Genomic DNA, 24,057 nt, shown 5'->3' on the forward strand with positions numbered 1-24,057 from the left:
CGTTGTGCCTGCGCTATCATCAGAATAGCTCCTGACTTTCACCATTCTCAATTAAAGTTGTGCCAACTTCCTGCACCGCACTTTCTGTAGGTTGAGTGCCGTCAATGAAGTATTCACTGCGGGTATCTCCGCCGCCGCCAGCAAGTTTACCTGTTTTACGATCTATCACGGCAGAAACAATCCCCGGAGGAGGTGTGACTTCTTTTTCAGGAACCCCCTCCAGTGCAATTTTCATAAAATCATCCCAAATTGGCTGCGCACTCTTAGCACCCGCCTCACCGCCACTGGCTGCTGTACGGCCAAGGCTTCTACGATGGTCATCAAAACCAATCCAAACCGTCGTGACAATATCCGGCCCATAACCTGAGAACCAAGCATCTTTTGAACTATTAGTTGTCCCAGTTTTACCACCAATATCACGACGTTTCAGATCGCGTGAGGCACGCCAACCCGTACCAGACCAACCCGGCTCACCAAAGATATTGCTATTCAAAGCATCATGGATCAAAAATGCCAACTGAGTACTGATAACATGAGGAGCATATTCTTGCGCATCTTCACGGCTATCAATTACCGGTGCTCTTTCCAATTCAGGTAACGGTAATATCTCTTGTTGGCTGACATGAGATTGAGCAACATTCTCAATCGAGTTTTCAGAAAGTTCGATTGAACGTACCGTATCCCCATAAATGACTGGAATATCGCACTGCGGACATGCAATTTTCGGTTTAGCCTCAAAGAGAACATCGCCATCTTCGTTTTCAATCTTAGTAATGAAGTAAGGATCGATCAGATAGCCACCATTGGACATGACCGAATACCCTCGTACCATTTGCATTGGCGTGAATGATGGTGATCCCAAAGCCAGAGATTCTGTACGTACAATATTTTGTGCCGGGAAACCAAACCGTTGCAGGTAATCAGCGGCATAATCGACTCCCATCGCTCGCATTGCTCGAACCATCACAACATTCTTCGATTGCCCTAATCCCTGACGCAAACGGATTGGCCCAACATAAGTCGGTGGTGAGTTTTTCGGACGCCAGTCAGTACCAGCTCCTGCATCCCAACGGCTAATTGGTAAGTCATTCAGCAATGAAGCCAATGTCAGCCCTTTATCCATCGCTGCGGTATAGAGAAATGGTTTAATATTAGAACCAATTTGACGTAATGACTGAGTGACACGGTTAAATTTACTCAAGTTGAAATCAAACCCACCAACCAGCGCCTTCACCGCACCATCATTCGGATCAATAGAGACCAAAGCAGCATTAGCTTCCGGCACTTGTGCCAACCACCAAATATCCTTTACTTTCCGAACCCAAACCTGTTCACCCACTTGAACCACTTCATTCACACTACGAGGTACCGCACCCTGTGCACTATCAGATTTGAACTTTCTGGCCCAACGGACACCCGCTATGGGCAATTCTACACTGCTGCCATCAGGCAACATCACTATCGCCTGATCACTACCTGCTCTGGTCACTACAGCCGGCATTAACGACCCATAACTTGGTAAGGTTTTAAGCTTCTTAACAACCTGTTCCCGATCCCAAGCAGGTTCGCCCACTTTCCACAAAACTTCCTGCGCCCCACGGTAGCCATGACGCACATCATAATCAATGAGGTTATTACGAACCGCATCCACGGCAGCTAACTGAAGTTTACGGGTAATCGTGGTATAAACCTTATAACCGTCGGTATAAGCATTCTCACCATAACGCTCAATCATCTCCTGACGCACCATCTCGGACAAATAGGGCGCAGAGAAAGCAATCTGAGGTGCATGGTAATTAGCAACCAACTTTTCACTTCTAGCTTGATTATATTGCTGCTGAGTAATATAGCCCTCATTGAGCATACGGCTCAGAACCACATTCCGGCGGTTAATCGCTCGGCCATAAGAATAAAGCGGGTTAAACGTAGAAGGTGCCTTTGGCAAACCAGCAATCATGGCGATTTCACTCAGTGTCAACTCATTGACACTCTTACCAAAATAAACTTGAGCCGCAGCCCCAACACCATAAGCCCGGTAACCAAGGTAAATTTTATTGAGATAGAGTTCGAGGATCTCATCTTTATTCAGCAATTGCTCAATCCTGATGGCCAGAAAAGCTTCCTTGATTTTACGCATCAACGTCTTCTCAGGAGTGAGAAAGAAATTTCTCGCCAGTTGCTGAGTAATGGTACTTGCCCCTTGTGATGCATGACCTGAACTCATCGCAACAGAGGCTGCCCGGATAATCCCTACAGGGTCAACCCCGTGATGTTCATAAAAACGGCTGTCCTCCGTTGCAATGAACGCCTTCACCATAATGGGTGGAATTTCGGACAGCTCAAGAGGCATACGGCGCTTTTCACCATATTGAGCAATAAGCTCGCCATCTGCACTGAACACCTGCATTGGTGTCTGTAATCGAACATCCTTTAATGTCGCCACATCAGGTAACTGAGGCTCGATATATTTGTACATACCAAAAATCGAGGCCGTTCCCAGAAAAATGCAACTCACGACAAAGACTAGAAAATACTTTACGAACTTCACCTGAAATTTCCCATGCCACGTTAGTCGGGTGGTTTATAAACAATCGGCGCGTAGTATAAAGGTTACACAGCACCTTGAATATGGTCTTTTATTAAAATTACTGATATGGAGATCGATATATGTATTCACCAAAATGGTATGTCGGATTGGACATCCAAAATGGCATCCTTCGCGCCGTCGCAGCTATAAAACGCCGAGATGGCTGGCAGCTTCGCCACTGCTGGCAATATCTTTTATCTGATGCGGTCATGCCAGAGGGCCGTTTACAACGGCCAGAAATATTATGTGATATTTTAAATCAATGGCGCCAAGAATTACCTAAAAAAATCAGTTTCAGACTCGCCCTACCTGTACAACAAACGTTGCAGAGGAGTCTGATTTTACCTCCAGATATCAATCTTAAAGAGCCGGAACAAGGCTGGTTTATCAACGCCAGTGCCGAAAAACAATTTCCCTTTAATACCCGAGAACTGGCGCTGGATTACCGTATTATTGAACAAAACGCCTACATCAGCGCCGCTCGCCAGAAAGATCTCAACCTCTGGCTACAATGTCTTGCACAAGCAGGAATATTTCCAGACGCCATTGATATAGCCCCCTGTGCCCTACGCTATATCGCGCAATATGCCGGCGTTCCCGCTGATAGTTGGCTGTTACACCGGCAACAATCTGGTTGGCTATGGGTATCTCCTGCCAATGTCCCCTTCGCTTATGATCTAGTATCAGCAAATACGGCTGTTTCTCCACAGCAGATTATCCGTCAATTATCTGCTTCATCTATGGCTGAACAACCGGTTTACTACAGTAGCTACCAACAAGAAGCCCTACCTGAAGGAACTTACTCTTGGGATATGTTGACAGCATTTCGTCACTATCAACCACCACTGCCAATTCAACTGATGGAATATGTGATAGCCGGTGGTTTAGCACTCAGACCGGATGATAAGTAACGATGTATCAGGTTAATTTTCTACCTTGGCGCCAAACCCGGCTAAGACATCGTTATCGTTGGTGGGCGATTCTTCTCTTATTGCAATTGATATTGTGGCTGACAGTGCTCGTCTGGATGTTATTAAAACAACAGGAAACGATTAACCAGTATCAAAGACAATGGCAGCAATTCAACCAGCAACAATTATATTTGCAACAACAGATAACCCAGACAGAGGAGGCGGTCAATCTTCACAACAAACTGGCCTATAAATTAAAACAACAACAAACGTGGCTGAAACAGAACCAACAACATTGGCAATTATTTAATGAATTACCTGAATTATTACCGGAAGGAAGTTGGTTAACCGCTTTCGATGATCAGGCAGGTCAATTAAAACTGGTTGCGAATAGTCTGGATTATTCCAGTATGACGTCTCTGCTGGATAATCTTGAAAACAACGGGCAATTGTCTGAAATTCAACTAAAAAAGATGACCACTACCGAACAACAAATCAGGCAATTTATTATTGACGCTAACTGGCAGACGGAGATATCCGATGATAAAAAGTGACTATCTATGGTGGTTTGCCAAACCAACCTGGCTGCTCTTTATCTGGCAGCAAGCTATTATCATGCCATTTCTGATTCTGTTTTATCTTTTCTTCTGGCAAGAAAAAGCTGAACAGAGAAATAGCCTGACACAAAAAATAGCCGCCCAACAAATCAATACCAAAGTAGCCAATGAACGACTAAATCAGCTACCACGATTGGAAGATATACAACAACACATTAACCAAATAGAAAATAAACTCAGTAAGCCACGACAAAATGCGGTAAAAATTACCGCAATAAAACAATTACAACAGCCATTGATAAACTCTGGTGCGCAAGTTCTTGAGTGGCAACGTAAAAAAGAAGGGGAAAAAACGCTCTGGCAAATCACAATTTGTTTGAACTACGAACAGATGCTGAGTTTTCTTGAAGCGTTACAAACGTTATATCCACCGCTGCTGATTAAACAGCTTTCCATTTCACCATCAGGTGAATCCCTAAACGTCAAAATCACCCTGTCAGAAACCTCACATGAGGAATTTTATGACTAAAAAATTTATTCTGTTTATCCTTTTTCTGCCCGCTATTGTTGTTGCAGAAATAAGAAATCCTTTTGCTCCCCCGATGATAGAGACGGAAGAGCAATCGGTTGAGTTATTTGATCAATCAGTCAATGAGACCGAAATTCAGTCCCTCTCAACCGTATTACACTATGCAGACGCAGAAAGAATCGCCATGAATCTCAGGCAAAATACGCCCGCCCTGATAACAAAAGAGGGTAAAGTTGATTTTGATCCTGAAACTAACAGTCTGATTTTACAGGATACCCACATCGCCATCGCACAGATAAAAAGCTGGCTGAAAGAGATAGATACACCACAGCAGCAAGTGCAGATTACAGCACATATTGTGACTAGCAGCCGAGAAGCATTACATGAACTCGGTATTTACTGGGGTATGCCGATAGGAGAGCAGATTAATACATCAACGGGTATAAACCGCCTCAATATCAACCAAGCAGCCAACGATAACATGCATCGATTTGCGTTCAATATTGCCCGCATTCACACCAGTTTGCTGGAAATGGAGCTCAGTGCCTTAGAACAAGAAAACCAACTAGATATTATCGCCAGTCCAAGACTAACTGCCTCACATCAACAGCTAGCCAGCATCAAACAAGGCTCTGATATTCCCTACGTCAGCCAAGAAAAAGAGAAAAGTACCGTGCAATTTAAAGAAGCCGTACTAGGAATGGAAGTTACCCCTCATATACTGAGAAAAAACAAAATCAGGCTCTCTCTGAAAATCAGTCAAAACATGCCAGGGATCTCAATAAGTCAAGGAGGAGGTGAAAATTTAACCATCGATAAACAAGAAATAATAACTCAAGTTACTGTAAAAAATGGTGAAACACTTATTCTCGGTGGAATTTTTCAACAGAAAAAAAGCGAGCAAACCCAGAAGGTGCCTTATCTATCAGACATCCCACTGCTCGGCTCGTTATTTAACCAAAAAGGTCATAAACACAGCCGACGTGAGTTAGTCATATTTATTACACCTCAATTGATGGACATTTGATCAAAAATAAAAATATAACCATTATATCAGTGAGTTGGATATAAAAAACTTAACTATTCCGTATGATGATGCGCAGATTTTTCCAACTAATCCTGTTTATAGATTTGACGCTGAGTCCGATTTAGCATACAAGAGTTAACTAATTGAGTGGTCGGGTTTAACATCACAATAATCAGCCAATGAAACCAGAGCTTCCGTCACAAAAAGCTCGTCGTTGATTTATATAGTTGCAAAACTGGCTGATGTACTGAGATAATTTTGTTATCTGATCTCACATTACCGCTCATGAGGTTTCAGTTTAGGTCCCGCTGCTGATTTGATTAGCGGGGCGGGTTATCATTAACGAATAGTCTTAGTAATACCAAAAACATGGCAGAGAAACGTAATATCTTTCTGGTTGGGCCTATGGGTGCCGGCAAAAGCACTATTGGTCGTCAGTTAGCTCAGCAACTCAATATGGAGTTTTATGACTCCGATCAAGAAATTGAGCGACGTACCGGAGCTGACGTGGGCTGGGTATTCGATGTGGAAGGCGAAGAAGGCTTCCGCGAACGCGAAGAAAAAGTGATTAACGAACTCACTGAAAAACAAGGCATTGTACTGGCGACTGGCGGAGGTTCTGTGAAATCCAGAGAAACCCGTAATCGTCTGTCTGCCCGTGGGGTCGTGGTCTACTTGGAAACCACCATTGAAAAACAGTTAGCACGCACTCAGCGCGATAAAAAACGTCCCTTACTTCAAGTTGATGCACCAGCACGTGAAGTTTTAGAAAATTTAGCGAACGAACGTAATCCTCTGTATGAGGAAATTGCTGATGTCACTATCCGTACCGATGAACAGAGCGCTAAAGTTGTCGCTAACCAAATCATTGAGTTACTGGAAAAAAACTGATTCAAGCAAGTCTGTACAGCGATAAATAATTAAGGCGAAGGCTGCTTATGGAAAAGATCACTGTCACTTTAGGGGAACGTAGTTACCCAATTACCATTGCAAAAGGGCTATTTGACGATCCTTCTGCTTTTGCACCATTAAAAGCAGGCCAGCAAGTTATGCTGGTGACGAATCAAACCCTAGCTCCGCTGTATTTGGCAAAAGTAAAAGCCACCTTGCAGCAAACTGGGATTCGGGTAGATGAAGTGATTCTACCTGATGGTGAACAGTACAAATCTCTTTCTGTATTAAATGACGTATTTTCTGCCTTGCTAGAAAATAACCATAGCCGGGACACAACGCTTATCGCTCTCGGTGGCGGCGTAATCGGTGATTTAACTGGTTTTGCCGCTGCCTGTTATCAACGTGGTGTTCATTTTATTCAAATGCCTACCACCCTTCTTGCCCAAGTTGATTCCTCTGTCGGAGGAAAAACCGCAGTAAACCATCCCCTTGGCAAGAATATGATAGGTGCATTCTATCAACCAGTCTCTGTGATGGTCGATCTTAATTGCCTGCAAACGCTTCCAGCCCGCGAACTCTCTTCCGGTCTGGCAGAGGTCATCAAGTACGGTATCATTCTTGACAGCGCATTTTTTAGCTGGCTTGAAGATAATATGGATAAACTCCTGACTCTTGACAACCAAGCAATGGCTTACTGCATCCGTCGTTGCTGCGAATTGAAAGCTGAAGTTGTCGCAGCAGATGAGAAAGAATTGAGTGGCTTGCGTGCCCTGCTGAATCTTGGTCACACCTTCGGTCATGCCATCGAAACAGAAATGGGATATGGTGTCTGGTTACATGGGGAAGCAGTTGCCGCCGGAATGGTCATGGCAGCAAGAACAGCTCAGCTTGTTGATAATTTCTCTGAACAGGATACTCAACGTATTATCCGATTGTTGGAGCGGGCAAATCTGCCTGTGCACGGGCCACAAAACATGCCACCAGAAGCCTACCTCCCACATATGATGCGAGATAAGAAAGTTATAGCAGGTAAATTACGACTGGTTCTTCCAACAAAAATAGGTAAAGCTGATCTCCGCTCAGATATTGAACACAACTGTGTTCTTGACGCTATCCGTCAGTGTTTACCGTATGAAAATATGTAAATTTTAAGTAAGTTGTACGCTTATTGTATTATACCCTATGGATTTCAAGATGGATCGCGACGGCAAGGGAGCGAATCCCCGGGAGCATAGAGAACTATGTGACTGGGGTGAGTGAGCGCAGCCAACAAAGAGGCAACTTGAAAGATAACGGGTATAAATGTTTTTTTGCATACATCTGGTTGTTGTGTCATAAAATAACGACTCTATCAGACAAATTTCTATCTTCGTTAAGTCAGCCTGCCGGACTGACTTCAAATTGCAATTGACAGTATTGGCTCTGTTTGGAGGGCATATGGACGAATTCAAATCAGAAAATGAACAAAGAGCAAATAACGAGTTTAGACCAGATACCTCAGATCGCCGTCCTTCACGCTCGCGTCAGCCATTAAACAAACCCAAATTTGCGGTTTCACGTCAGCAAATGATGCTCGGCATTGGGATTTTAGTGCTGCTACTGCTGATTATTGCTATCAGTTCTGCCTTAAAAGCCCCAACTGAACATGAAAAACAGCAATCGCCAAATGTTGCCGAGAAGAATATTGATTTATCAGGTTCATCATCCAACAATAATGACAATCAATCCATAACATCAGAGAATACCACCACGGATACAATCAACAGACCACAGGAAATCAATGTTCCTCCTGTCAGTGGTACTTCAACTCAACCTCATCAGCTTCAAACTGACAATGGTGAAACCCAAAATCAGCGCATTGAATTACCAGGAAATATTCCTGATGCACTGACTCAACAACAAAGTAATATAAATCACGCAGTACAGAATCTGAATCAAGCCCAACAATCACAGCCAGTAATACCGCCACCAGCGGTACAGCAGAAATCAGAAAATATCCGTCCACTGAAATCAGAAACACCGGCTAAATCAAAACCATCGACAAATCATGCTAGCAGTAAAAACAATGTGGTCAGTAGCACCAGTAGTGATCAATTAAAAACCCCGGCAAACCACTATACTTTGCAATTAAGTAGTGCCAGCCGCTCAGATACACTGACCGCTTTCGCTAAAAAGCATAATCTTACCCATTACAAAGTTTATGAAACTAAACGTAATGGAAAAGTTTGGTTTGTTTTAATTCATGGTGATTACCGTTCCGTTTCTGAAGCTAAACGGGCTGTTTCATCTCTACCGGCCGAGATTCAGGTGAAAAAACCTTGGGTTAGAACAATGCAGCAAGTGCAACAAGACCTAAGAAAATAAAACAATATTTATTAGGCGCTGATATGCTGTCCTAAACAGAGTACAATCTGCGGCTCTGGAATGATTGAGTAATTAATTGACAGCATGAAAAAAAAACGCGCTTTCTTAAAATGGGCCGGTGGAAAATACCCGTTGGTAGATGATATCAAACGTCATCTGCCAGCCGGTAGTTGTCTGATAGAGCCATTTGTTGGCGCAGGTTCTGTCTTTTTGAACACAGACTACGATTCCTATATCCTCGCTGATATCAACAGCGACCTGATTAACCTGTACAACACAGTAAAACTCAGGGCTGATGAGTTTATCGTCCACACACAGCCTCTGTTTACCCAAGAATACAATACAGCCGAACATTTTTATCAGTTACGGGAGCAATTTAACCAAAGCGCTGACCCGTTCCATCGCAGCGTGTTATTCCTTTATCTCAATCGCCATTGTTACAACGGCCTCTGTCGTTATAATTCTCATGGTAAATTTAACGTACCTTTTGGCCGTTATAAAAAACCCTACTTTCCTGAAGAAGAATTACACTGGTTTGCTGAAAAAGCCCAAAATGCGACTTTTATCTGTGAGCACTACCAACATACGTTGAACGAAGCACATAAAGGCTCGGTTATCTATTGCGATCCCCCCTATGCTCCTTTGTCAGCAACAGCGAACTTTACGGCGTATCACACCAATAGTTTTAACATTGCAGATCAGGAAAATTTGGCAAATATTGCATTTAAGTTATCATCAGAACGTGCAATTCCTGTTTTGATATCCAACCACGATACGCCAATGACGCGAAAATGGTACTATCAGGCTTCACTTCATATTGTCAAAGCCCGTCGTACTATCAGCAGGAATATCCTTGCCCGCAGTAAGGTAGACGAACTTTTGGCATTATATCGCTGATTTATCCACTCCCCTTTTGCCTCGCAATTAAGGGATGATAGAAACGATTTGGAGAAGATAATGAAAGACTTTCTGATTGCCCCATCCATTTTATCTGCAAATTTTGCGCGGCTGGGTGAAGATACAGCTAAGGTGCTGGCAGCAGGGGCTGACGTTGTTCACTTTGATGTAATGGACAACCATTATGTCCCTAACCTGACTATCGGGCCTATGGTCTGCCAGGCTCTAAGAGATTATGGTATCACGGCACCAATCGATGTTCATTTGATGGTAAAACCGGTTGACCGCATTATCCCTGATTTTGCCAAAGCAGGAGCAACTTACATTACCTTCCACCCAGAAACCAGTGAGCATATTGACCGCAGTTTACAACTCATCAAAGAGCATGATTGTAAAGCTGGCTTGGTATTCAATCCTGCAACGCCTCTGAGTTATCTTGATTATGTCCTGGATAAACTGGATATCATTCTATTGATGTCGGTCAATCCTGGTTTCGGTGGTCAATCTTTCATCCCTGGAACACTAGAGAAACTGCGTCAGGTTCGTAAAATCATTGATGAAAGCGGTTATGATATTCGTCTTGAAGTAGACGGTGGCATTAAAGCTAGCAATATTGCTGCAGCAGCAACCGCAGGGGCAGATATGTTTGTTGCTGGCTCAGCCATTTTCAGCCAGCCTGATTACAAAACTGTTATTGATAATATGCGTAGTGAATTGTCAAAGGTATCTCATGGCAAGTAAGGTATTAAAAGGTATTCGTGCTATCGCTTTTGATCTGGACGGCACACTGGTAGACAGCGCCGGTGGTTTGGCTGATGCACTGGATCAGGCGCTGTTAGTCAAAAGTCTCCCTGCTGCGGGAAAAGAACGGGTTGCTGCTTGGGTAGGTAATGGCGCAGACATTATGGTCGAACGTGCGTTAACATGGGCCAAAGTTAAATTGACTGCCCAACTGCATAAAGAAACCCGTGAACTGTTCGACCGTTTCTATGAAACAACCGTAACAACAGGCAGCCAACTGTTCCCGGAAGTCAAAGTTACATTGGCTGAACTGGCAAAACACAACTTGCCAATGGGTATCATCACCAATAAACCAACACCTTTCATTGCTCCTCTGTTGGCTTCTTTAGACATCAGTGAATATTTTTCATTAGTGTTAGGTGGTGATGATGTTAAAGAGAAAAAGCCACATCCGGCACCTATTTATTTAACAATGGGCACATTCGGACTGCGTAAGGAAGAACTGCTCTTTGTCGGTGATTCCCGTAATGATATTTTAGCAGCACAAGCGGCTGGTTGCCCTTGTGTTGGTTTAACTTATGGATATAACTACGGTGAATCTATTGCATTAAGCAATCCAGATTGCATATTAACGAATTTTTCGGATCTGCTATCCATCATTGGACTCCCATCTTTAAAACTTCAGGAAGCATAATAAAATGAATGAACCCACTGTATCTGAAACACTAAACTCCCAAAAACCTATTGTATTCAGCGGCGCACAACCTTCCGGTGAATTAACCATCGGTAACTACATGGGGGCGTTACGTCAGTGGGTTAAAATGCAGGATGATTATGACTGCATCTATTGCATTGTTGACCAACATGCAATTACAGTCCGCCAGGACCCAAAAGAATTGAGAAAACGCACTCTGGACACACTAGCGCTCTACCTGGCTTGTGGTATTGAGCCAGAGAAAAGTACTATTTTTGTCCAATCTCATGTCCCACAACACGCTCAGTTAAGCTGGGTTCTAAACTGTTATACCTATTTCGGTGAACTCAGCCGCATGACTCAGTTTAAAGACAAATCAGCTCGTCATGCCGAAAATATCAATGCAGGCTTGTTTGACTATCCGGTACTGATGGCGGCGGATATTTTGGTATACCAAACAAACCAAGTTCCTGTGGGTATCGATCAAAAACAACATCTTGAATTGAGCCGTGATATTGCTCAACGATTTAATGCTATTTATGGCAATATCTTCGCTGTACCAGAGCCGTTTATCCCAACGGGTGGCGCCCGTGTTATGGCCCTCCAAGATCCAGAAAAGAAAATGTCCAAGTCAGATGATAACCGTAACAACGTTATCGCGCTGTTGGAAGATCCAAAATCAGCCGCTAAAAAAATAAAACGCGCAGTCACAGATTCAGAAGAACCCCCTCGTGTTCGCTACGATCTGGAACAAAAGCCGGGTGTTTCCAACTTATTAGATATCCTCGCGGGAGTTACCGGCAAAACTATTCCTGAACTGGAAGCAGAATTTGAAGGCCAAATGTATGGTCATTTAAAAAGTGCTGTTGCTGACGCCGTTTCCGGTATGCTAACTGAGCTACAAGAACGTTTCCATCATTTCCGTAACGATGAAGTCCTGCTGAATAAAATCATGGCGGAAGGTGCAGCGAAGGCAAAAGCCCGTGCCCAAATTACGCTAGATAAAGTGTATGAAGCTGTTGGCTTTATTGCCCATCCTTAATAATTAAGAGATAAAATGTGCACGTTTACTACGTGCGCATTTCAAGCTACAGAAAAATCCATTTAAAAAATGAGGCGTATTTTTACATCATCGATGGTAAAAAGCCTGATAGCTTAATCAGACAGAAAAGCAATACGATTGGACAGATTAAAACAGTGTATACCCAATGGATTTCAAGATGCATCGCGGCGGCAAGGGAGCGAATCCCCGGGAGCATAGATAACTATGTGACCGGGGTGAGTGAGTGCAGCCAACAAAGAAGCAACTTGAAAGATGATGGGTATAAAGCAAGCTTAAACTGACCTATTTAAAGTATTCCGATTTTTTATATTCGATTATTTAACTGGTTTATTAAAAGGTTTATTCTGTGGTTGAAAATATTATTAAAGCGATTCATTTTGGAAAATATATTACCTGATTAACCTATTCACATTTACTTTTTTCGGGAATATAACCATTAACAAAAACAATTTTTGCTTCTCATTTTCCATTAATAGTTTTATGACGGGCAAATTTTAAGCCATTATTAAAGGCCGCTGTTTTACCTTCTAGTTTTAATCGGTATAAGGCTTTGACCGTTGTTTTTACCACTTTTAACACCTGCTTTTTATGAGGTTTAATCGGAAGTTTTTTGGCATCCTGATACAAATGTACTATGGCGACCACAACCCACCCCGCTTTCACGCCTACTACGATGAACATATAGAAAACATCCTAAAATAAGCCTGTTTCTTGTACAGACCGATATCTGATTCACAAAAATAAGTCATTAAAAATCAGTTAACTATAAAAAAATTATATTTTTTCTCATATTCACTGTAAGAAATTAATGTGTAGTGCGACTAATCGAGTGAAGCAAATGCTTGTTTCAGCAAAGCAGTAATTCACTTTCTACACAAATATAAAAGGAACGTTCTATGACTAAGCAAACGACAAAAGCATTACTGGCTCTGGCTTTAGGCAGCGTATTTATTACGGCAAGCACTTCAGCAATGGCGAATTCCGGCAGCAAAATGGAGAAATGCTATGGCGTTTCTCTGAAAGGGAAAAACGACTGTAAAGCAGGTGCAGGCACCACCTGTGCTGGTACCTCAAAAAAGGATTATCAAGGTAATGCCTGGAAAATGGTACCCGCGGGCTCCTGCGTAAAAATGAAGTCTCCGACCTCCCCGACCGGTTTTGGTCAACTGGATGCATTTAAAGAAGTGTAATTCCGGCATCAGGCAGGAGCTCATACGATGACAATTTCTTTACCCTTACACAGCGTCTCTCGTGATGCTCCTGATCACCTCATGCTAAATAGGCTTCCGGCCAGAGCAGGGATCGGGTTAAAACCGGAGCATTTTCGCGCTATTCTGCGCGATAAACCCGACATTGGTTTTTTTGAAATTCACGCGGAAAATTATCTGGTTGCGGGTGGTCCGTTTCATCAAGCTCTGACCGCCATTCGCCAGGATTATCCGCTCTCTATTCATGGAGTGGGCCTGTCCATCGGAGGAGAAAATCCTCTGAATCAGACCCATTTACAACGTGTTGCTGCGCTGGTTGAACGCTACCAGCCAGCCGTTTTTTCTGAACACCTTGCCTGGTCGACGCACAACGATCTATTTCTCAATGATCTGCTGCCGCTGCCTTATACCGATGTCACGCTGACGCGGGTCTGCGAACACATCGATCAGGTACAGAATGCGCTGCGTCGTCCCATTCTGCTGGAAAACCCCTCCACCTACATCGAGTTCAGTGCCTCAACCATGAGCGAGACTGACTTTATCTCCGAGGTGATACGCCGTACCGGATGCGAGCTACTGCTGGACGTGAACAATCTCTATATCAGTGGCGTCAACCATAATCGCTGCCCACGGCAGATGCTATTCGAGCTGCCACTTCACCGTGTCGGTGAAATTCATCTGGCAGGCTATACGGAAAGCCGCGATGGGGCAAACGACCTGCTGCTGATTGATTCACACGACAGTCATGTGACCGGGCCTGTCTGGGATCTTTATAACAAGACCCTGCGTGAAACGGGGCCGATCGCCACCCTGATCGAATGGGACAGCAATATTCCACCATTAGACGTGCTGCTGAACGAAGCCAGCCATGCCCAGCATTACATTACAGAGAACAAGAAACATGCAACAACAACTGTATCAAGCACTTCTTGATCCCGATCTCATGGTACCAGAGGGGCTGACAACCTGGAACGGTAGCGATCCGGCGGTACGTTTTGCGGTTTATCGTAATAATGTCATAGCATCGCTAATCGATGCACTGGCCGAAAACTGCCCCGTCCTTCTCGCTCAGCTCGGAGAGTGCTTTTTTCGTGCGATGGCAGCGGAGTTTATACGTCAACAACCGCCTCCCTCTCCTGTTTTGGCAGGCTATGGCGCACAATTGCCGGACTGGATTGCGACATTTCAGCCGTTGGCAGACTGGCCTTGGCTGAGCGATCTCACCCGGCTGGAAATGTTGTTTATCGAATCACTGCACGCGGCGGACCCTGCCGAACAGACGGCAGAAGCGGCCCCCATTGACGATCCCGCACAGTTGCTGATGGCGCTCCATCCTTCGGTACGGCTCTTCAGTTCAGATTATGCCGTCTTCAGCCTGTGGGCCTCGCACCAACAAAGTGAAAACGAGATGATGCTGGACCCATTCCAGCCGGAACATATGCTACTGTGCCGCATTGACGACGACGTACGAATAATGTTGCTCAGCCGTGCGGAAATGCAGTTTGTTACCATGCTCCAGTCTGGTCGATGTCTTACCGAAGCCTTAGAGATCGCCGCCGGAGAGGATGCAACTTTTGAACCTCAGTCGGTTTTACAACGCATGCAACACTATGGACTGATACTTTCTCTATATAGCAACACGGAGCGCTAAGATGGCATTACTCAAAACATTAGGGTCAAAAGGGCAACATATTGCGCAGGAAAATGTTCTTCCCCTTCTGGCACGCATTAGCCTTGCCGCAACATTTTGGCTATCGGGCCAAAGCAAAGTGGTTGGATTAAACATAGATATTCTGGAGACACGCACACCCTGGCAACTAGGGATTCCGCGCGTTACCGACAGCTCCGTGTCGCTCTTTACCAACGAGTACAAGCTTCCTCTGCTACCACCTGATGTTGCTGCTGTCATGGCCGCGACCGCAGAACACTTGTTTCCGCTGCTGCTGATTGTCGGATTAGCAACACGCTTCTCCGCGCTAGCATTAATGGTGATGACGCTGGTGATTCAGATATTTGTCTATCCAGATGCCTGGCCTGTCCATGCTACCTGGCTGACGGCTCAGTTGTATCTGATGACTTATGGCGGTGGGAGGTTTTCGCTTGATCGCCTGATTTACCGCCATCGTACCTGATTCCCCTTCCCTACGTTACGTTACTTTATTTTGATTCTCGTTTTCGCCACGAGCGAATGCGGAAGTGATAGTGCGCAGGTCGGCAAGCTGTTGTCTGAAGTTTCGGCACCCGTCGCATATTTTCAAATGCAGCATTAGCTGAACATGTTGAGAAAGCACGATTTTTTCATCCAGCGCCTGAGACATCAGGCGTGTAGCTTGGTAACAACTAAGCATATTTATCCTCCTGGGAAAACCAGCGTTGTGACAAACATTCACGTAAACGCATACGCGCACGCCAGAGCATCACATTCAGATTGCTGACAGAGAGCGCCATCTCCTGACAGATCTCCTGAGTCTCAAGACCAATAAATTCGCGCATCATAAATGCCCGCGCGTTTTGCGTTGGCAACTGTGTCAGACAAAGCTCGAAAATCGTCCAAAATTGCTCCTGCTCGGCCACTTCATCCGGTAAATGCCAGCACTGCGGATGCTCGTTTCGCGGCCAATGACCAGACTCATCAAACAGCGCTTCGAAATTTTGCTCATCAACATCATCAGTCAGTTGCACGCTGCTGTGCCGATAACGCATACGCAAGGCGTCCGAGATTTTGTTGCGCAGGATCGTAAACACCCAGCTTTTCCAGGCGGCTCGTCCGGCAAAAGAAGAGGCATTCTTCATCGCCCCTTCCAGCGCCTCTTGAACAACATCTTCCGCCTGATGAAAATCATTCAACTGCAAGATGGCAAACTGCAACATCTGTTTATGCAGCATGGAAAAAAACTGCGGATCCCGCAGCAGATTATTGATATCGGACATTGTGGCTTCTATCTTAACAGGATTATTCGGGATAACCGGATATTACGAAACACCATTTTGGCGGAATCGCTTAAATTCACTCACATGACTTAGGGACCGTTTGGGAAACGGGGACAATTCTAAATTAAATCTGTTTTTTGTACAGCAGGGGAAGTGTCTTTCCCCAGAGCAACTTGTTTTTCGTTCACCTCCATCAGATCATGGAGGAAAGTATCAGTAGTTCAGTAACTGCTAGCTAGCGACCTAAGTTTAACCGTCTGTTGGATCGCACGGAGGCTGGAAACATGCTTGTCGTTGCCCAACTAATAGATTAAGACGAAATGCAATGGATATCAGAAAAACAGTGTCAGCGCTAATGTGCACGTTCACCACGTGCACATTTTATTATTTCCCGAACAACCTACGGTTAAAATCCTCAATCTTTCCAAACATCACCCGCTTTTGCATAGTCAAGCTCCAACTGGCAGATAACCCAGCGGCACTCATCAACCGACGATATTGCTCTTCGTCAAATGGCATATTAAAAGCAATTGCTATCGCTTCCCTAACGAAAACATCACTATTACGGGAAACAAGAACAAGAGGTTCATCTGGGCTGACATTTCCCGCTGCAATAATTCTATAAAGCCAGCCACAACGGCCACTCTCCTGCATAATGGCAGAAAAATTGCTGATACCAGAATGACAATTAAGTTTGTAACAAGGTGAACGAGGCTGAGTTACTTGAATCATTGCCTCTCCCCAACTGAAAATATCACCAATACAAATATTTTCTTCAGTCAACCCAGTTGTGGAAATATTTTCACCAAACGCTGGAGCAATAAAAAAATCTTCTTGATCAGGAAATTGATGTTTCCAGAAATCATAGTGTTCACGAGGATAATGACAAAGTGCACGATCAGGGCCGCCGTGGAAATGGGTTTCGGCCTGCTCATCACCGTCTAATCCTAGAGAAGTCAGACGCAGGCTACCATCAACCATCCGTTTGTTAATTGCGCTGGCAGAAAGTTTTCCTGATATTTCAATTTTACCCGTATATACCTGCGGACAATACATAATTCACTTTCCTTATTGAAATCAGTCTGACATCACCATCATAAACCAACATTCAACCAATAAAAATGCCGGCAGTCATATCAGCCGGCATAGCAGAAAAGAGAAATTATTCAGCAAGTTATTTCACTTTTTCCTGATAACGCTTCGCTGCTTCATCCCAGTTAACAACGCTCCAGAACGCTTTAATATAGTCAGGACGACGGTTTTGGTACTGTAAGTAATAAGCGTGTTCCCAAACATCCAGACCAGTAATCGGATAACCAGATGCACCAGAAATCGCTTCACCCATTAATGGGCTATCCTGGTTAGCAGTCGATACAACTGCCAGTTTGCCATCATCTTTCAGTACTAGCCACGCCCAGCCAGAACCAAAACGGGTAGCCGCTGCCTGCTCAAATTTCTCTTTAAAAGAATCTATGCTACCGAAATCACGTTCAATAGCTTCTTTTAATGGGCCTTGCAGAGTTGTGCCTAATTTCAGACCTTTCCAAAACAAGCTATGGTTAGCGTGCCCACCAGCATTATTACGAACAAAAGTACGTTTATCAGCAGGTATCTTATCTAATTGCTGAATCAGATCATCAATATTCAGTCCTGCCAGCTCAGGGAAGGCTTCCAGGGCGCTATTGGTATTATTAACGTAAGTCTGATGATGCTTGGTATGGTGGATTTCCATCGTCTGCTTATCAAAATGAGGTTCCAGAGCTTCATAAGAATAAGGAAGAGAAGGTAATGAATAGCTCATATCATGTACTCCAGTCATATAAGAATGGTTCAAAGTCCACACCTTGTGAACAACATGATCATTATAGTTAATTAAATATTATTGGAAATGCTTATCAACACCATATTCTTATTGTGGTTTTATCATACAACTGTGTTTCAGTGACTTATCAGTCAATTTGTCTATATTAAACATTATTATTGGATTAGGATTTTGAATTACTATTTTTGATTAGCAATTAAACCTAAATAAACCCGCCACACTAAATGACAATCACGTGAAAAATATTCTTTTTATTGCGTGATCTTCCGCGCAAAAAAAAAACAAAAATTCTCTTTACACTTTAGTTAACTTTGATTTGACATAATATTAACATTCGTAAGGAGAATATTACATGACCAAAATAATGAAGCACCCTATTCCTATCGCCATTGCAGAACATGCCCTGATGAATGAGCAACAATATCAACAAGACTACCAATTATCGTTGCAAGATCCCGACAGGTTCTGGGGTGAAAAAGGAAAAATTGTTGACTGGATTAAGCCTTACACCAAGGTAAAGAATACCTCTTTTGATCCTGGACATATCAATATCCGCTGGTTTGAAGATGGAACACTAAACTTAAGCGCAAATTGTCTCGATCGTCATCTAAAAGAACGTGGTGAACAAACCGCTATTATCTGGGAAGGTGATGATCCAACAGAATCCAAGGCAATAACCTATCGTGAACTACACCATGATGTATGTCAGTTTGCCAATGTATTGAAAAATAGGGGTATTAAAAAAGGCGATGTTGTTGCTATTTACATGCCGATGGTGCCAGAAGCAGCGGTTGCTATGTTAGCATGTGCCCGCATTGGTGCTATTCACTCTGTTATTTTCGCAGGTTTTTCTCCTGATGCTGTATCCGGGCGTATCATCGATTCAAACACCAAATTGGTCATTACCGCTGATGAAGGATTGAGAGCCGGACGTACAATCCCCCTGAAAAAGAATGTTGATGACGCACTAAATAATGCAGCCGTTGTCAATGTATCCAATGTGATCGTTTTTAAACGTACTGGAAATATTGGTCACTGGCAATCTGGCCGTGACCTTTGGTGGCATGAATTAGTAGCAGACGCGAGTGCTGACTGTCCAGTTGAAGAGATAAATGCAGAAGACCCACTGTTTATTCTCTATACCTCAGGCTCTACCGGTAAACCCAAAGGGGTACTGCACACCACTGGAGGTTACCTTGTCTATGCATCTCTAACATTTAAATATGTATTCGACTATCAGCCAGGGGAAGTCTATTGGTGCACAGCTGATGTGGGATGGGTTACCGGACATAGCTACCTGCTCTACGGCCCCCTTTCCTGTGGCGCTATTACCCTCATGTTTGAAGGTGTACCAAACTATCCTGCGGTTAACCGTCTAAGTCAGGTTATTGATAAACATCAGGTAAATATCCTGTACACAGCACCCACAGCGATTCGTGCCCTGATGGCGGAAGGTGACAAAGCTATTGAAGGAACGAAACGTACTTCTCTGCGTATTATGGGATCAGTTGGCGAACCGATTAATCCGGAAGCTTGGGAATGGTATTACCAGAAAATTGGTAACAGCAAATGCCCGATTGTCGATACTTGGTGGCAAACAGAAACTGGTGGCTTCATGATCACACCACTGCCAGGCGCAACCGAACTAAAAGCAGGTTCCGCAACGCTACCTTTCTTTGGTGTTCAGCCCGCGTTGGTTGATAATCTTGGTGAACTACTAGAAGGTGTTTGTGAAGGAAACCTGGTTATTACCGATTCCTGGCCAGGACAAGCACGCTCACTATTTGGCGATCATGACCGTTTCGAACAAACCTATTTCTCTACCTTTAAGGGAATGTATTTTAGTGGTGATGGCGCACGCCGTGATGAAGATGGTTACTATTGGATAACTGGCCGTGTTGATGATGTGCTGAATATTTCCGGCCACCGTCTAGGTACTGCTGAAATTGAATCTGCTTTGGTCTCCCATCCTAAAATTGCAGAGGCTGCTGTCGTAGGTACCCCACATAATATTAAAGGGCAGGCAATTTATGCCTATGTCACCTTGAATCACGGTGAAGAACCCTCTCCAGAACTCTATACAGAAGTCCGTAATTGGGTACGTAAAGAAATCGGCCCAATTGCTACACCAGATATCCTACACTGGACAGACTCCTTACCAAAAACCCGTTCAGGAAAAATTATGCGTCGTATCCTGCGCAAAATAGCCTCCGGCGATACCAACAATCTAGGAGACATTTCAACACTAGCAGATCCAGGAGTAGTAGAAAAATTGTTAGAAGAAAAACAAACAATGAGTATTTCGTGACAAATCATGCCGCCGTAAGGCGGCTGTAATCAAAATATAATAAATATATACCCAATGGATTTCAAGATGGATCGCGACGGCAAGGGAGCGAATCCCCGGGAGCATAGCGAACTATGTGACCGGGGTGAGTGAGTGCAGCCAACAAAGAGGCGACTTGAAAGATAACGGGTATAAGAGGATATACTCCGATGAATGACGACATTTACCAAGGGATCGAGAATAACCCGCGTTTCAAAGAATTGGTTGAAAAGCGAGGACGTTTTGCATGGTTGCTATCAATAATCACATTAATTCTGTATGTCAGTTTTATTTTTCTCATTGCATTTGCACCTGAATGGCTAGGCACTCCCCTTTATAATGGTTCCAATATTACCCGCGGAATACCGGTTGGTATTGGTTTAATTGTTATTTCATTCATCTTAACCGGCCTATATGTCATCAGAGCCAATAGCGAGTTTGATCACCTTACCTCACAAATTCTCAGCGAGGTAACGAAATGAAAAAATTTCTGTTATTAGCAATAGTGTTATTTCCTCATCTCACCTGGGCTAATGCAATCTCTGAAACTGGAGAAAGGCAACCTATCAACATTCAGGCTATTATCATGTTTGTCCTGTTTGTTGGTTTTACACTCTATATCACTTATTGGGCCTCAAAAAAAACACGCTCCCGTACTGATTACTACACGGCGGGGGGACGTATTACTGGTTTCCAAAATGGAATGGCAATTGCGGGAGATTTTATGTCCGCAGCATCATTCCTCGGCATTTCCGCTTTAGTCTATACGTCTGGTTATGATGGACTAATTTATTCTATCGGCTTCTTGATTGGCTGGCCTATTATCCTATTTCTGATTGCCGAAAGATTAAGAAACCTTGGACGTTATACTTTTGCCGATGTCGCTTCTTACCGGTTACAGCAACGCCCAATCCGTATATTATCTGCAATTGGCTCGCTGTTTGTTGTCGCCCTTTATCTTATTGCTCAGATGGTTGGTGCAGGTAAACTTATCGAATTGCTTTTTGGGCTCAATTACCATGTAGCGGTCGTATTGGTTGGTATCTTGATGGTACTTTATGTTCTGTTTGGCGGTATGCTCGCAACGACTTGGGTACAAATTATCAAAGCTATCCTATTACTAGCTGGTGCCACCTTTATGGCCCTTATGGTCATGAAAATAGTAAACTTCAATTTCAATACGCTGTTCAAAGAAGCCATTGCTGTCCACTCAAGAGGTGAAGCCATTATGAGTCCAGGAGGGTTGGTATCTGACCCAATATCCGCACTTTCTCTTGGTCTGGCATTGATGTTTGGTACTGCTGGTTTACCTCATATTATCATGCGTTTCTTTACTGTAAGTGATGCGAAAGAGGCCCGAAAGAGCGTTTTCTATGCTACTGGCTTTATTGGTTATTTTTACATTCTGACTTTTATCATCGGTTTCGGTGCTATTTTACTGGTTAGTCCAAACCCTTCCTTTAAAGATGCTACCGGCGCACTCATTGGTGGTACTAACATGGCGGCCATTCACCTCGCTAATGCAGTTGGAGGCAACTTGTTTCTGGGTTTTATCTCTGCTGTCGCCTTTGCCACAATTCTAGCCGTTGTGGCGGGACTAACGCTAGCTGGTGCATCAGCAGTATCACATGACCTATATGCAAACGCCATTAAACGCGGTAAAGCCAATGAACGAGATGAACTGAGAGTATCAAAAATAACAGTTGTGATACTTGGGGTTATCGCAATCGGATTAGGTATTTTATTTGAGAACCAGAATATAGCCTTTATGGTTGGATTGGCATTTTCTATTGCTGCAAGCTGTAACTTCCCAATCATTCTTTTATCTATGTATTGGCGTAAACTCACTACCCGTGGTGCATTAGTCGGAGGTTGGCTAGGATTAATTACAGCAGTAGTTTTAATGATTCTCGGTCCAACAATTTGGGTCAGCATTCTCGGTCACGAGAAACCAATCTATCCTTATGAATATCCAGCATTATTCTCAATGATTATCGCTTTTATTGGTTCATGGCTATTTTCTATCACCGATAATTCACAACAAGGTATGCGGGAAAGAGAACAATTTAGAATCCAGTTTATTCGATCACAAACAGGACTTGGTATCGCACAAGGAAAAGCGCATTAATTATGTTTTTATATCCAACCTCTCCTGAAGGAGAGGTATTTTCATTAAAAACCGCCTGAATTCAGAGCTATTTCACAAGTTAACCTCTTGTTTTAATCCCAAGTTAATGATTAACTCTTTTATTTCAATTTATTAATTAACTTATTAATCTGTATGAAAAATAAATGGCCGATTATTATTATTTTGACTCTCTCTTTACTACCGATAATTTTCATTAGTGATTTAGAAGGGTTAAAAATAATATTACTGAGTTTCTTACTAAATAACGTTTCGTAATTATGCTACACATAGCCTTCTTCAACCCATTGTTATATATAGAATTATTAGTGGTATAAGATGTAGCACTATTTTGGAATCTTATTTAGCAAGTGTTAACGCATTTTTTTATTGTTATATACCCTATGGATTTCAATATGGATCGCGACGGCAAGGGAAAGAATCCCTAGGAGCATAACCGGAGTGAGCGAGTGCAACCAACAAAGAGGCAACTTGAAAGATAACGGGTATAATATCCCCTTATTTATCTGGTATAACGATAACATTAATCCAAAATATCGTCATACTGGTGTAATAAATACCCCTTTCTCAAATTCAGATAATTATTATCTTATCAGTGATTGGCTAGGTATTTATCATAAATCTCCAGAATACTGCCGTTCACCATTAAGCAATTGTTTCAAATCACAGAAAGAGCCAACGGTGATCGATGGTAATAAAAACTTAATAAAATATAATGATCTTCCTGATGAGAAAAATATCAAAATTCAGACAAGTGATTTCCAGATGTTTAAGTTGATTATCCTTGGCATCAACTCAAATAAATGATTCATAGACATGAAAGAAAGGTAACCAATCTGTAATTTCTCAAACTTCTAATACAATAATAAGCCATAATGATGAATTAAATTTGGAATTTCACTACTTATTTTATATAAGCTTAAAAAATAGGTTTGAGTTATTTTCCGTGTGAGCTGCCTATAGCCGGTTTTAATTATTAACGGATAGATAAGAGCTAGCTAATTTTCTTAAAAGAGTGCTCACCAGATGGAAATCCAAAATAACTAAACAACCTTCTGCATCCATATGGGCTCTAAAAATGGTTCTCACCGTCCTACCCCTTGTATACAACTGCCTTCAAACTTTACCTAGCAGTGAGCCATAAAGGCGATTGCGCATGAAGTGCGCCTAAATGATTTGACAGTACCAGACCCCTGACCAGAAAACATGCCTAGATGAACTACGCACGCTATCTCTGTATCTCGCGCATAAACGCAAAAACCCCCAGCTTACGCTGAGGGTTTCTACTGTATTTAAAGCCTGGCAGTGTCCTACTCTCGCATGGGGAGACCCCACACTACCATCGGCGCTACGGCGTTTC

The 24,057-nt window shown here is 43.3% G+C and carries 26 protein-coding genes; 21 read left to right on the plus strand and 5 right to left on the minus strand.

All coding sequences use genetic code 11. The features are described 5' to 3' along the window. Positions 1 to 19 precede the first annotated feature (19 nt). Positions 20 to 2,548, minus strand: a complete 2,529-nt coding sequence (mrcA, locus tag SLS51_RS10745; RefSeq protein WP_323838148.1) for a peptidoglycan glycosyltransferase/peptidoglycan DD-transpeptidase MrcA — start codon at positions 2,546 to 2,548, stop codon at positions 20 to 22. A 119-nt stretch (positions 2,549 to 2,667) separates the two neighbouring features. Here mrcA and pilM point away from each other — a divergent pair, with 119 nt between their 5' ends. From pilM to SLS51_RS10830, 17 genes are all read left to right on the plus strand, one after another. Beyond that, complete coding sequence (gene pilM, locus SLS51_RS10750; protein ID WP_323838150.1) at positions 2,668 to 3,498, plus strand: pilus assembly protein PilM; 831 nt, start codon at positions 2,668 to 2,670, stop codon at positions 3,496 to 3,498. Positions 3,499 to 3,500: 2 nt separating this feature from the next. Continuing rightward, complete coding sequence (locus tag SLS51_RS10755; protein WP_323838152.1) at positions 3,501 to 4,052, plus strand: PilN domain-containing protein; 552 nt, start codon at positions 3,501 to 3,503, stop codon at positions 4,050 to 4,052. After that, positions 4,039 to 4,584 carry a hypothetical protein gene (locus SLS51_RS10760; protein WP_323838154.1) on the plus strand — a complete coding sequence of 182 codons (546 nt, stop codon included), beginning with the start codon at positions 4,039 to 4,041 and terminating at the stop codon, positions 4,582 to 4,584. Before SLS51_RS10755 ends, SLS51_RS10760 begins: the two co-directional genes overlap by 14 nt. Then, positions 4,577 to 5,611: a type IV pilus secretin PilQ gene (gene pilQ, locus SLS51_RS10765; RefSeq protein WP_323838155.1), complete on the plus strand. Its 1,035-nt coding sequence runs from the start codon at positions 4,577 to 4,579 to the stop codon at positions 5,609 to 5,611. Before SLS51_RS10760 ends, pilQ begins: the two co-directional genes overlap by 8 nt. Positions 5,612 to 5,980: 369 nt before the next feature. Then, entirely contained in the window at positions 5,981 to 6,502 is a 522-nt protein-coding gene (gene aroK, locus SLS51_RS10770) for a shikimate kinase AroK (protein ID WP_011144496.1), read from the plus strand. 47 nt (positions 6,503 to 6,549) lie between these two features. Next, positions 6,550 to 7,650, plus strand: coding sequence for a 3-dehydroquinate synthase (aroB, locus tag SLS51_RS10775; RefSeq protein ID WP_323838160.1), 1,101 nt, complete (start codon positions 6,550 to 6,552; stop codon positions 7,648 to 7,650). A 292-nt stretch (positions 7,651 to 7,942) separates the two neighbouring features. Continuing rightward, complete coding sequence (locus SLS51_RS10780) at positions 7,943 to 8,869, plus strand: SPOR domain-containing protein (RefSeq protein WP_323838162.1); 927 nt, start codon at positions 7,943 to 7,945, stop codon at positions 8,867 to 8,869. A gap of 84 nt (positions 8,870 to 8,953) precedes the next feature. After that, positions 8,954 to 9,766, plus strand: coding sequence for an adenine-specific DNA-methyltransferase (dam, locus tag SLS51_RS10785; RefSeq protein ID WP_323838165.1), 813 nt, complete (start codon positions 8,954 to 8,956; stop codon positions 9,764 to 9,766). Positions 9,767 to 9,826: 60 nt separating this feature from the next. Continuing rightward, positions 9,827 to 10,507 (plus strand): ribulose-phosphate 3-epimerase, encoded by a 681-nt coding sequence (gene rpe / locus SLS51_RS10790; RefSeq protein WP_323838167.1) that lies wholly within the window; start codon positions 9,827 to 9,829, stop codon positions 10,505 to 10,507. Next, complete coding sequence (locus tag SLS51_RS10795) at positions 10,497 to 11,201, plus strand: phosphoglycolate phosphatase (protein WP_323838169.1); 705 nt, start codon at positions 10,497 to 10,499, stop codon at positions 11,199 to 11,201. Before rpe ends, SLS51_RS10795 begins: the two co-directional genes overlap by 11 nt. Before the next feature lie 4 nt (positions 11,202 to 11,205). Further along, the gene (gene trpS, locus SLS51_RS10800; RefSeq protein ID WP_323838171.1) at positions 11,206 to 12,243 is read left to right on the plus strand and encodes a tryptophan--tRNA ligase; all 1,038 of its coding nucleotides are present in this window, start codon (positions 11,206 to 11,208) and stop codon (positions 12,241 to 12,243) included. Positions 12,244 to 12,260: 17 nt separating this feature from the next. After that, complete coding sequence (locus SLS51_RS10805) at positions 12,261 to 12,545, plus strand: hypothetical protein (protein ID WP_323838173.1); 285 nt, start codon at positions 12,261 to 12,263, stop codon at positions 12,543 to 12,545. A 346-nt stretch (positions 12,546 to 12,891) separates the two neighbouring features. Further along, positions 12,892 to 12,966 (plus strand): hypothetical protein, encoded by a 75-nt coding sequence (locus SLS51_RS24125; RefSeq protein ID WP_369293939.1) that lies wholly within the window; start codon positions 12,892 to 12,894, stop codon positions 12,964 to 12,966. A gap of 194 nt (positions 12,967 to 13,160) precedes the next feature. Beyond that, on the plus strand, positions 13,161 to 13,454 hold the full coding sequence (locus SLS51_RS10815; RefSeq protein WP_323838177.1) for a BufA1 family periplasmic bufferin-type metallophore: 294 nt from the start codon (positions 13,161 to 13,163) through the stop codon (positions 13,452 to 13,454). Positions 13,455 to 13,481: 27 nt separating this feature from the next. Then, positions 13,482 to 14,405, plus strand: coding sequence for an MNIO family bufferin maturase (bufB, locus tag SLS51_RS10820; RefSeq protein WP_323838180.1), 924 nt, complete (start codon positions 13,482 to 13,484; stop codon positions 14,403 to 14,405). Then, complete coding sequence (locus SLS51_RS10825; RefSeq protein WP_323838182.1) at positions 14,374 to 15,123, plus strand: HvfC/BufC N-terminal domain-containing protein; 750 nt, start codon at positions 14,374 to 14,376, stop codon at positions 15,121 to 15,123. The genes bufB and SLS51_RS10825 overlap by 32 nt, the downstream gene beginning before the upstream one ends. 1 nt (position 15,124) lies before the next feature. Next, positions 15,125 to 15,604, plus strand: coding sequence for a DoxX family protein (locus tag SLS51_RS10830; RefSeq protein ID WP_011144485.1), 480 nt, complete (start codon positions 15,125 to 15,127; stop codon positions 15,602 to 15,604). Between the two features lie 15 nt (positions 15,605 to 15,619). Here the strand turns inward: SLS51_RS10830 and SLS51_RS10835 are convergent, their stop codons facing one another. From SLS51_RS10835 to sodA, 4 genes are all read right to left on the minus strand, one after another. Continuing rightward, a complete protein-coding gene (locus tag SLS51_RS10835; protein ID WP_112878422.1) occupies positions 15,620 to 15,820 on the minus strand; it encodes an anti-sigma factor family protein in 201 nt (66 codons plus the stop codon). After that, the gene (locus SLS51_RS10840) at positions 15,813 to 16,403 is read right to left on the minus strand and encodes an RNA polymerase factor sigma-70 (protein ID WP_058589614.1); all 591 of its coding nucleotides are present in this window, start codon (positions 16,401 to 16,403) and stop codon (positions 15,813 to 15,815) included. Before SLS51_RS10840 ends, SLS51_RS10835 begins: the two co-directional genes overlap by 8 nt. A gap of 384 nt (positions 16,404 to 16,787) precedes the next feature. Then, complete coding sequence (gene yiiM / locus SLS51_RS10845; protein WP_113026007.1) at positions 16,788 to 17,459, minus strand: 6-hydroxyaminopurine reductase; 672 nt, start codon at positions 17,457 to 17,459, stop codon at positions 16,788 to 16,790. A 118-nt stretch (positions 17,460 to 17,577) separates the two neighbouring features. Then, positions 17,578 to 18,204, minus strand: coding sequence for a superoxide dismutase [Mn] (sodA, locus tag SLS51_RS10850; protein WP_323838186.1), 627 nt, complete (start codon positions 18,202 to 18,204; stop codon positions 17,578 to 17,580). 373 nt (positions 18,205 to 18,577) lie between these two features. Here sodA and acs point away from each other — a divergent pair, with 373 nt between their 5' ends. From acs to SLS51_RS10870, 4 genes are all read left to right on the plus strand, one after another. Continuing rightward, a complete protein-coding gene (acs, locus tag SLS51_RS10855) occupies positions 18,578 to 20,533 on the plus strand; it encodes an acetate--CoA ligase (RefSeq protein ID WP_323838188.1) in 1,956 nt (651 codons plus the stop codon). A 188-nt stretch (positions 20,534 to 20,721) separates the two neighbouring features. Beyond that, a complete protein-coding gene (locus tag SLS51_RS10860; protein ID WP_011144479.1) occupies positions 20,722 to 21,033 on the plus strand; it encodes a DUF485 domain-containing protein in 312 nt (103 codons plus the stop codon). Next, complete coding sequence (actP, locus tag SLS51_RS10865) at positions 21,030 to 22,679, plus strand: cation/acetate symporter ActP (RefSeq protein ID WP_323838190.1); 1,650 nt, start codon at positions 21,030 to 21,032, stop codon at positions 22,677 to 22,679. The genes SLS51_RS10860 and actP overlap by 4 nt, the downstream gene beginning before the upstream one ends. A 489-nt stretch (positions 22,680 to 23,168) precedes the next feature. Further along, positions 23,169 to 23,504, plus strand: coding sequence for a hypothetical protein (locus SLS51_RS10870; protein WP_323838192.1), 336 nt, complete (start codon positions 23,169 to 23,171; stop codon positions 23,502 to 23,504). Positions 23,505 to 24,057: the final 553 nt, after the last annotated feature.

Origin of the sequence: Photorhabdus africana, from assembly GCF_035181445.1 — a bacterium.
Lineage (GTDB): Bacteria > Pseudomonadota > Gammaproteobacteria > Enterobacterales > Enterobacteriaceae > Photorhabdus > Photorhabdus laumondii.

What these genes read in the sequence shown, in the direction of transcription:
- rpe (WP_323838167.1), top strand. Translation starts at nt 9,827, where the DNA reads ATGAAAGACTTTCTGATTGCCCCATCCATTTTATCTGCAAATTTTGCG.
- trpS (WP_323838171.1), top strand. Translation starts at nt 11,206, where the DNA reads ATGAATGAACCCACTGTATCTGAAACACTAAACTCCCAAAAACCTATT.
- SLS51_RS10835 (WP_112878422.1), bottom strand. Translation starts at nt 15,820, where the DNA reads ATGCTTAGTTGTTACCAAGCTACACGCCTGATGTCTCAGGCGCTGGAT.
- SLS51_RS10830 (WP_011144485.1), top strand. Translation starts at nt 15,125, where the DNA reads ATGGCATTACTCAAAACATTAGGGTCAAAAGGGCAACATATTGCGCAG.
- SLS51_RS10860 (WP_011144479.1), top strand. Translation starts at nt 20,722, where the DNA reads ATGAATGACGACATTTACCAAGGGATCGAGAATAACCCGCGTTTCAAA.
- pilQ (WP_323838155.1), top strand. Translation starts at nt 4,577, where the DNA reads ATGACTAAAAAATTTATTCTGTTTATCCTTTTTCTGCCCGCTATTGTT.
- SLS51_RS10780 (WP_323838162.1), top strand. Translation starts at nt 7,943, where the DNA reads ATGGACGAATTCAAATCAGAAAATGAACAAAGAGCAAATAACGAGTTT.
- SLS51_RS10815 (WP_323838177.1), top strand. Translation starts at nt 13,161, where the DNA reads ATGACTAAGCAAACGACAAAAGCATTACTGGCTCTGGCTTTAGGCAGC.
- acs (WP_323838188.1), top strand. Translation starts at nt 18,578, where the DNA reads ATGACCAAAATAATGAAGCACCCTATTCCTATCGCCATTGCAGAACAT.
- SLS51_RS10760 (WP_323838154.1), top strand. Translation starts at nt 4,039, where the DNA reads ATGATAAAAAGTGACTATCTATGGTGGTTTGCCAAACCAACCTGGCTG.
- SLS51_RS10795 (WP_323838169.1), top strand. Translation starts at nt 10,497, where the DNA reads ATGGCAAGTAAGGTATTAAAAGGTATTCGTGCTATCGCTTTTGATCTG.
- SLS51_RS10840 (WP_058589614.1), bottom strand. Translation starts at nt 16,403, where the DNA reads ATGTCCGATATCAATAATCTGCTGCGGGATCCGCAGTTTTTTTCCATG.
- aroK (WP_011144496.1), top strand. Translation starts at nt 5,981, where the DNA reads ATGGCAGAGAAACGTAATATCTTTCTGGTTGGGCCTATGGGTGCCGGC.
- actP (WP_323838190.1), top strand. Translation starts at nt 21,030, where the DNA reads ATGAAAAAATTTCTGTTATTAGCAATAGTGTTATTTCCTCATCTCACC.
- SLS51_RS10755 (WP_323838152.1), top strand. Translation starts at nt 3,501, where the DNA reads ATGTATCAGGTTAATTTTCTACCTTGGCGCCAAACCCGGCTAAGACAT.
- dam (WP_323838165.1), top strand. Translation starts at nt 8,954, where the DNA reads ATGAAAAAAAAACGCGCTTTCTTAAAATGGGCCGGTGGAAAATACCCG.
- pilM (WP_323838150.1), top strand. Translation starts at nt 2,668, where the DNA reads ATGTATTCACCAAAATGGTATGTCGGATTGGACATCCAAAATGGCATC.
- aroB (WP_323838160.1), top strand. Translation starts at nt 6,550, where the DNA reads ATGGAAAAGATCACTGTCACTTTAGGGGAACGTAGTTACCCAATTACC.
- sodA (WP_323838186.1), bottom strand. Translation starts at nt 18,204, where the DNA reads ATGAGCTATTCATTACCTTCTCTTCCTTATTCTTATGAAGCTCTGGAA.
- yiiM (WP_113026007.1), bottom strand. Translation starts at nt 17,459, where the DNA reads ATGTATTGTCCGCAGGTATATACGGGTAAAATTGAAATATCAGGAAAA.
- SLS51_RS10825 (WP_323838182.1), top strand. Translation starts at nt 14,374, where the DNA reads ATGCAACAACAACTGTATCAAGCACTTCTTGATCCCGATCTCATGGTA.
- bufB (WP_323838180.1), top strand. Translation starts at nt 13,482, where the DNA reads ATGACAATTTCTTTACCCTTACACAGCGTCTCTCGTGATGCTCCTGAT.